Raw genomic sequence first — 8,527 nt, forward strand, 5'->3', positions numbered from 1 at the left:
AGGGTCACGGGTCACATTCACCTTATAAGCATATTCCATCGGAATCCAGACCGAAGGTCAACCACTATTTACATTGCTATTTGAATTAAACCTTCTACCAACAAAATATAGAATAGGTATATTACCCACAGCCCAAACAAAAAAAGCAGGCTAAGCCTGCTTTTTCTTAAACAAAATGGGAAAACCTAAAGAGTTAACGCGTACCGTAAACCACCATAGTTTTACCCTTAACCTGAACTAATCCCTGATCCTCAAGGGTCTTGAGTACACGTCCAACCATTTCACGAGAACAGCCAACTATTCGCCCTATTTCTTGACGCGTAATCTTAATTTGCATGCCGTCTGGATGAGTCATCGCATCAGGTTCTTTACATAAATCCAGTAAAGTGCGTGCAACACGACCCGTTACATCAAGAAATGCTAAGTCACCCACCTTACGCGTTGTCTGTCGCAAACGACTCGCCATTTGCTCACCAATAAAATACAAAATACGCGAGTCTTGAGACGATATTTCCCGGAACTTGTTGTAGCTGATCTCAGCAACTTCACACTCGGTTTTGGCTTTAACCCAGGCACTTCGAGAGTCCAGATTATCAAACAAGCCCATCTCACCGAAGAAATCACCGGCATTCAAATAAGCCATGATCATCTCACGACCATCATCATCTTCAATGATTACCGTTACCGAGCCTTTAATAATATAAAATAAGGAATCACTTTTATCGCCGGCGTAAATGATTGTACTTTTACTAGGGTATTTTCTACGATGACATTGCGATAGAAAGAAATCGAGGTGCTTTGTTTTACTTTCTATCGGTTTGAGTATTGTGGACATTCTAATTTACCTTTTTATTTGCTTACTTATCGTCAAGCGTTACTTCCTGTAATAGGCCAAAACTGAATCTTTATTCACTTTTTATCAGCAAAAACCGTAGCTTAGCCTACTATAATTCAGCTCAAGCACAAGGTTTTTCAATTCCTTTTTCGTAATAACCTTAAGTAACTCTTTGATACTTTTAAAAAGTATAGATCAAAAAAACAATTCCACAGTGATTATTAATTAGGGATTTATGTTACTCTGCATCATCATTTTGTAACATACACACTAGAGCAAGTGACATTCGAGGAACCAACAGTCCTCTACTCGCTTTTTTAAGTACTTCTTCGACGCAATTTCGCTAATTCAATTCTCATTACGAATACTCATTAGGTACACACATGAACGTAACAATTAATTGGGGCGGTGACGCCAAATTTGTAGGTCAATCAGGCTCAGGTCATGAAATAGTAATGGATGGCCCTCCTGACCATGGCGGAAAAAACCAAGGCCCTCGACCTATGGAAATGCTGCTACTAGGTTTGGGTGGCTGCACATCATTTGACGTCATGAGCATTCTGCAAAAATCCCGTCAAAACGTAACTGACTGCCAAGCAATTATCGACGCAGAACGTGCCGACGAAGTCCCCAGTGTTTTTACCAAGATCAGCATCCACTTCATTGTCAGTGGTGAGCAGCTTAAAGAAAGCCAAGTAAAAAGAGCCGTTTCTCTCTCTGCTGAAAAGTATTGCTCTGCTTCGATTATGCTTGAGAAAGGCGGTGTGGAAATCGCTCACAGCTATGAGATAAAAGAAGCCTGAGCCATAGTTCTTGAATATATAGAGCGAATTAAACTCACTAATTCGCTCTATGCCTCTTGCTATAAATCGATATAAGCAGAGACGGAAGAGCCCTGAACAAAATCGACCTTCAAGTGCTTCATTTTTTGCAGACAGATGGCTGTGTCAACGGCATTAGCCAAGACTTTCTTACCTAAATAGTGAGCGATTTCTATAATCGAATCCGCCGCCTTTTCATCACCTTCGGCTTGATTCAGCTCTTCCATAAACGACTCATCAATTTTGATCATATCGAAAGGCAACGCTTTGAGAAAGGCAAACGGAGACCGCTCTGAGCCAAAGTGATCGAGACAAAATTTGAAGCCTTCCGCTTTTAATTGGTTCATATAAGCCACCGCAGAGTGAATATCTTCAATCGCTGCGCAGTCATATAGATCAAAACATACTTTTCTAGCGGGAATTTTCCCTGCTCTGGAAAGAGAAAGCATTTGTTCAGTAAACTCTTCATCGCATAAAGAGTAACCACTAATCTGCACTCGGACATAGTTCTCATCATCTAAAACAGGGTGCTGATGTGCCTGCAAGGCTATCAGCTGCGCAATCCACCATGCATCCAGCTCTTTGGCATCTTCATCGCCACTGACCTCAAAAGGCGATTGCCCCCCCTCAACAAAGCACAACAGGTTCACGTGATTCTGTAATACGCTATTGCTGCTCGACGCATCGGCCTCACTCTCAGTATTGTTTAAACACTCCACAACCTGCATCTTCAGCTCAAGCGTCAGCGCACTAAAATCTATATCTTCAGGTAAAATGTTTTCTGACTCGTCAATATATAAAGTCGGGATATTGTCTGAATTGGCGACAGGCTCTGGTTCATTAACACGAACGCCATCCGAGGCAAACTCGTCTTCAAGCTCATTTCGATACTCTGAATCTGATCCATCGACACCCTCATCACTTTGATGTATTCGGGCAAAGCTCTCTTCAATTAACTCTAATGCAGCACGAATCATTGACTCTGGGTTATAAAACCCCATATGCGCCTTACTTTCACCAATCAACACTGACAATGCAGTCTCTTCAGACTCACATAGAGTCTCCAGCGTATCCTGGCACCGCAAACCTAAAAACTCTTCGCCATGGTCAACCGTAAATAAGACGAAGTCAGAATCATTAACCCGCCCTAAAACACCACCACCAAGCATACCACTCAATTGACCTGCAACATCCTTAGCGAAACTCGGCTCCAAACTTGCTGCATCATCTGTTTTGGTATCGTAAAAACGAATATAGAGTAAGTAACACTCTGCAGTTCGCTTGCCTTTCTTCATCAAGGTTCTAACCTGACGACAAAACTCTGATTTACGTATTAGGCCTGAACCTTCGTCATAATTCGACTCATACGCTATCTTGTCGTAAACCTCGGCAACCATATTGTCGAGGCTCTGGTTAACCATGGGTAGTTCATAATCAAAATCCAGAGATATTCGCCGGTCTCTTAGGTACGTCGCAAACTTTAGTAAGCCCAGCTCAATAACTTTCATACCCTGATGGTTTACACATACGAACTTGCTATAGCCTTTCGCTATCCAGACCAAGCGCATGTATTGCGGTTCCTTTCCTTCTCGCTCAAGTTGCAGCCAAGTACCCGTTTCAATAGATTTTGCTTTTAGAATCCAGGTTTTGAGCTCTTGAGACTTAGTAAGGTTTCGTTGCACCAAGTCATCTTCAGTCTCTGGCAGGTCTTGTAACTTAGCTTGCACCATATTATGGCAACCACGTGGCGCATTTTGAATAAGATGCTTTAACGACTCTCTTACAGTGCCAGACGCTTCATTCGTTCCCGATACCTGTTTCAGACCTTCTTGAATAACAGGAATAATTTTCTTAGCATCAACGGGGATTTCAGGATTGTCTCCAAAAGCAATTAGACGATCAAGAACCGATAAATAAGTATGCCACTGCTCACTATCTTCACCATATTTTATATGGGTGAGGTTCAGCAGTTCCTTCCAGCCATTTTCAACCAACACACTAACGGCTGATGGAACCTGCTTTCCAGCAAAACGTTGATTAAGTGCTGTTGCAACCGCAACCTTGGCCTCATCAACCTTATGCACACCATCAGCAGCGGCTGCCACTCGCTCTACATTCTTAACATATAGCTTGTTTTGCTTCTCGATCAATTGGTCCAATTCTGCCAGGACGCTATCGAATATTTCAGTATCTTGTTCAAACTGCTCAACAATCTGCTCTACTAATTCTGACACCTTTCGCCGGCTTGCAGGGTTCAAGGTAACACCTTTTGCGCCAAGCTGAGCAATACGGTTCATAACAGCTCTGACGGAGCTATTATGATCTTCAAAGAAACGCTCATCTTTCAGTAGCACTTTCAGTACTGGTACTTCAAGTTTAAGTAGGTGCTGTTTTGCTTCAGAACTAATACGGGGGTTATTCCGCATACTGTAAAAAAAGCGATCTACGACATCGATAGCAACCTTCTGTTGCTCATCGAGTGCTTTTTCAGTTCCCTGCTGTTTGAAGCTCTCCTCTACTCGGGACATCAAGCTAGGGCGTTCTTCCAGCTTGTCAGCATCACTAGCACCTTGAAGCTCAGCAAGGCCTTCGGTGAACTCTCCTTGCGAGTAATTCTCTAGTGGAGCGCTGGCCTCACCTAAGCGCTGACTCTGTTCAGCTGATTTTTTCCGCAAAGATCGCATCAAACCCACAACATTATTTAGCGCACTTTGCACTTCTGCCTGATTTTGTTGGAATGGACTATCGCCACCCATTTGATTTGCTTGACCGGATAGTGTTCCTAGACCTGGAGCCGCACCTGAAGGAGAGCTTGCGGACTGAAAAGGCGGCGCTGTTAATGCAGCGCTTTGAGTATCAGCTTGCCCGGTTCCACCACCAAGAGATTCGATAAAGGAAGAACGCTGCTCTTCTAACGGGGCACTTGGCGCTCCCAAGGCATCTTGGTTTTGTTGAGTTTCAGCGGAGGTAGCTAAACTTGCTTGGCTTTCTAAACTGGCTGCCATAGGGGACGCTTCCGGCACATAGCCTGGCCTTCCCGCCACACCAGGCCCACCTGCAGAACCACCCTGAGCTGAATTTTCTTGCTCTTGCGGTCTTTTCTCCTGAGAGGGCTCTGGTTTTGATCGCTTAGGTTTAGCTTCTGCACGTGACTTGACTGCCTTAGCCAGATCCATATTCGGTAGAATATTATGGTTAACCAAAATCTGGTTTAAACCTAAATACAAACTATCAAGCGACGTCATTACCTGCTTTTCAAACACCTTGAAAACCAGTTTCTCTAGTGCCCCACCCAAGCGCAGAGGTATAACGGCGGCATGAAAAGCACTCACCAACAATGCTGGGCCAAAAACACTTTGGTGATGGTTTTTATCACCAATTCCTACCGCATCCAAACGGACTTTAAGAGGTAATAATTCGGCACGATATTGAGTTTCACATTTGGTAATCAAGACCCTTGAAGTCAACCAGTCTTCAAAGTCACCTTTATCGACAAGCGATAGGGTATCGCTCATTTTTGTAGACATATCCAGATGCTCTTGATATGCCCCTAAAGGATCTTGCACTCCAATTGAAAAACCAGCTTGCAGTTCACGCTGACTCTTCTCTACTTTCTCAGCAGCGGCCATTAGCTCATTGGCTTTTTGGTCACTTTGGGCCTGTATTGAAGCTTGCTTTATTTCCTCAATTAAAACTGGCCAAAGGTCTGTCATTAAGGGAAGTGTCGTGCTATGAATCCTTTCTATACACTCCTCAACAATCTTTTTGCTCTCTTCGCTTGGTGCCGAACGTGCACCCTGGTTCATAGCAACCAAAGCACGGATAGCTTGAGGTTTACGCTCAGTAAAGCGAATACCAAAAGCTCCTGTCATCATATGTGCGAGATGCGCACCGATGTGAAACTCTTTACCACGCAAGTCCTTAAAAGAAAGGTCCAGTAAATCTTCTTTTCTAAGTATGGCCAAAAAGTCGATATACTCACGATCAAATTTGAGAAACATACCGTCAGGGCAATAGTCTGCAATCACACAAGGAACATGGTGGGTTTTACCTAAGTGCAGTATTGCCTCATGATGAATCGGTCGACGAATACTTGAGCGACGTTCCTGACTCTTGTTCATTGCGTAATCCGCTGTTGTTGAGTTCGATTAATATGGTCCATGAATAGTCTAAATCTGTTTCATCAATACTTTTGCATTGCGGCTAGAGTTATAGTTTTTCCCGCCAGGCAAGTGCTCTGAAGAACTCAAGCCGAAGCCCCGTTCTTTAAACCATTGTTCAGTCTTAGTTGTTAACACAAATAAACGGGATAAGCCTAGAGACCTTGCTCTATCTGTTACAGCTTCTAACAAACGATCTCCACGGCCTTTTTGTCGATAATCCGGATCGACCGCGAAACACGAGAGTTCACCGGCCTTGTCTTCAGTAAAAGGATATAAACCAACACAAGCTATGATCGCGTTGTCACGAGCCTCAACCAGAAAATAATCTAATTCCGTCTCAAGTAGCTCTCGTGAGCGTCTAACCAAATAGCCTTGCTCTTCAAGAGGACGAATCAGGTTCAAAATACCGTTCGTATCTTCCAGTCTCGCTGGCCTTATTTGGTCAAAGACTTCGACACTAACCATTGTGCCATGACCATCTCGGGTAAATAACTCTTCAAGCAAAGCACCATCATGAGCATAACCAAGCAAGTGAGCTCTAGTCACACCAGCCTGGCAAGCTATCGCAGCGGAATATAGCAAATTCAAGGGAGTACCCGCGTCAATTAGCTCAGTACCAGCACGTTTTGTGTCGACAAGAGACAAGGCCTCTTCAGCCGTCAGCTGCTTTACTGCTGTGCCTTTTTCTGTCGAAATAGGGCTTTCACTACCTAGAAATATCAGCTTATCTGCTTGTAGCCTTACCGCTAAGTCCCCTGCGAGCTCTTCGTAGCTTAAATTGAAAATATCACCACTCATAGAGTACCCAGTTGCAGGAATCAAAACGATTGAGCTTGACTCTAAGCTCTGGGTAATAGCCTCGACTTCAATCTTCCTGACATGCCCCGTATGGCCCATATCGACACCTCGACTCACACCATGAGGCTTTGCCATAACAAAATTGCCACTGACTACTCGAATTTTAGCCCCGTGCATTGGCGAATTCACAACCCCCATAGAGAGGCGAGCCTCGAGCTCCGAACGAAGTCTTCCGTAGGCTTTAAGCACCGCAGGCATCATTCTTTCTTCCGTTACACGAAGGCCCAAGTGAAATTTTGAACGTATCCCCCGGTCGGCAAGCTCCTCATCTATTTGCGGACGAGCCCCAAAAACAATAGCCAAGCGAATACCCAAGCTATTTAGCAAACTAATATCATTGATAATATTCGCCAGATTATGGTTTGCTAGCGCTTCTCCGCTTAGGGCGAGCACAAAAACCTGATTACGGTGAGCATTTATATAGGGGGAAGCATTTCTAAACCAGCTCACCCACTCTTTCATTTCAGTCATCTATTTATGAATACCTGAGTTGGCAGCGTATTAGCGCCAAACTTCGACGAGTTCTATTTTCTCATTAGCAAAAAAGTAATCTGCAGTCCCACCGCCAAAAATAAGCGTCACTTCAATTTTTTGTTCGTCAGCAGATTTCAACAAGCCCTGGTAGGTTTTGCCATCCTTGAGTTCAATTCTTACTTTACGGTCGACGAATTCGGATAAAACCATAATATCAGTTGGCTGATAGCGTAAATTACTCAAAACCACTGTCGCCTGACCGCTGCTCTCTGGTTTTTTAGGTTTCTCTTCAAGCACTGGCTCAGGCCGATAATAACTGCCATCTAAAAACAGCTGCAACGATTGACTCATTTTGCCGTTGATATTTGCACTTATTGCTAGACTAGACACTAGTTCCTGATCATAAAGTCGTTCTAACTCTCCCAACCTTATCGGCACAGGAGGTTCAACTTTTAACTTCAAGACACCGCCTTGCAACAATTTATCACGATATAAATCTTCGACAGCCTCATTTGCCAGCATTCCTATCCCCGCCATACCTATTCGCCAAGCTTGAGAAGCATGTTTTGCATAGGCCTCAGGCTCTAAGCCACTCTCTTCCGTGCATAAGTTCACCATACGACGAGCATAGCCCGCATCTAAATGACTCATTTCTAGGTTATGAATATTTATTGCTGACACATTTCCCGTTTCAATTACGGTATTAAGCCCTTCCAAATCCAGACTTAGGGCCAACTCTAACTTTCCGATCTTATCGATGTCTATCGACAGCGTAATCATATCTTTGCCGCGGGCTTGCTCATAATAGATGCGACCCGAAGCCGATAGCTCTTCTATCCCCATGGCTTTTAAAGCTGAGAAATCCAGAGATGAACGATCTCCGCAAGCAAACAAGCTCATTGGAACCAACACCTTATCGCCAATAAACAGAGCCATCCATTCATCAAGACCGCGCCCCTTAAAAGGCATTCGCAAGCCAGAGTAGCTCATTGAAATCGGAGCAGTCAATTTGCCTACTTTTAAGCTAGGCAAGGCTGTCATCATTGAAGATGCATTGCCTAAACCGAGCGTAAGTTTGTCTATATTAATCGGACGCTTCAAACTAAAAGGCGTTAAAACAAGTCCCTCAAAATGGATATTCCCTTCAAAGTCAACCGATAGCCAGGAATAGCTTAACGAAAGGCTTTTACTATGCTCTTGTTTAAAACTTTCTATAAACTGCATCGCAGAGTACGTGGCATAGGCCTTGATGCCTGCTACAAGGAGCAGCCCAAGAATCAATAAAGCCCCTAACTTCTTAATCATTTCTTATGTTCCAAGTAACTTATCCAACTTCGTATACAAACTATAGCAAATATTCTAAGAATTTAACTTTA

5 protein-coding genes are annotated in these 8,527 nt (G+C 43.7%); 1 reads left to right on the plus strand and 4 read right to left on the minus strand.

Features of this window, described 5'->3' with window-relative positions; translation table 11 throughout:
* Positions 1–193: 193 nt before the first annotated feature.
* Entirely contained in the window at positions 194–835 is a 642-nt protein-coding gene (gene crp, locus A3763_RS12255) for a cAMP-activated global transcriptional regulator CRP (RefSeq protein ID WP_068512556.1), read from the minus strand.
* A gap of 383 nt (positions 836–1,218) precedes the next feature.
* Here crp and A3763_RS12260 point away from each other — a divergent pair, with 383 nt between their 5' ends.
* The gene (locus A3763_RS12260) at positions 1,219–1,638 is read left to right on the plus strand and encodes an OsmC family protein (RefSeq protein ID WP_068512558.1); all 420 of its coding nucleotides are present in this window, start codon (positions 1,219–1,221) and stop codon (positions 1,636–1,638) included.
* Between the two features lie 59 nt (positions 1,639–1,697).
* Here A3763_RS12260 and A3763_RS12265 read toward each other — a convergent pair whose 3' ends face one another.
* From A3763_RS12265 to A3763_RS12275, 3 genes are read right to left on the minus strand one after another with little or no spacing between them, the layout of a single operon-like run.
* Positions 1,698–5,777: a DUF1631 family protein gene (locus tag A3763_RS12265; RefSeq protein WP_068554560.1), complete on the minus strand. Its 4,080-nt coding sequence runs from the start codon at positions 5,775–5,777 to the stop codon at positions 1,698–1,700.
* 48 nt (positions 5,778–5,825) lie between these two features.
* Positions 5,826–7,148: an amino-acid N-acetyltransferase gene (gene argA / locus A3763_RS12270; RefSeq protein WP_197470293.1), complete on the minus strand. Its 1,323-nt coding sequence runs from the start codon at positions 7,146–7,148 to the stop codon at positions 5,826–5,828.
* A 30-nt stretch (positions 7,149–7,178) separates the two neighbouring features.
* Positions 7,179–8,456 carry an LSM domain-containing protein gene (locus A3763_RS12275; protein WP_068554558.1) on the minus strand — a complete coding sequence of 426 codons (1,278 nt, stop codon included), beginning with the start codon at positions 8,454–8,456 and terminating at the stop codon, positions 7,179–7,181.
* Between the last annotated feature and the right edge of the window lie 71 nt (positions 8,457–8,527).

Source organism: Oleiphilus sp. HI0128, assembly GCF_001635365.1.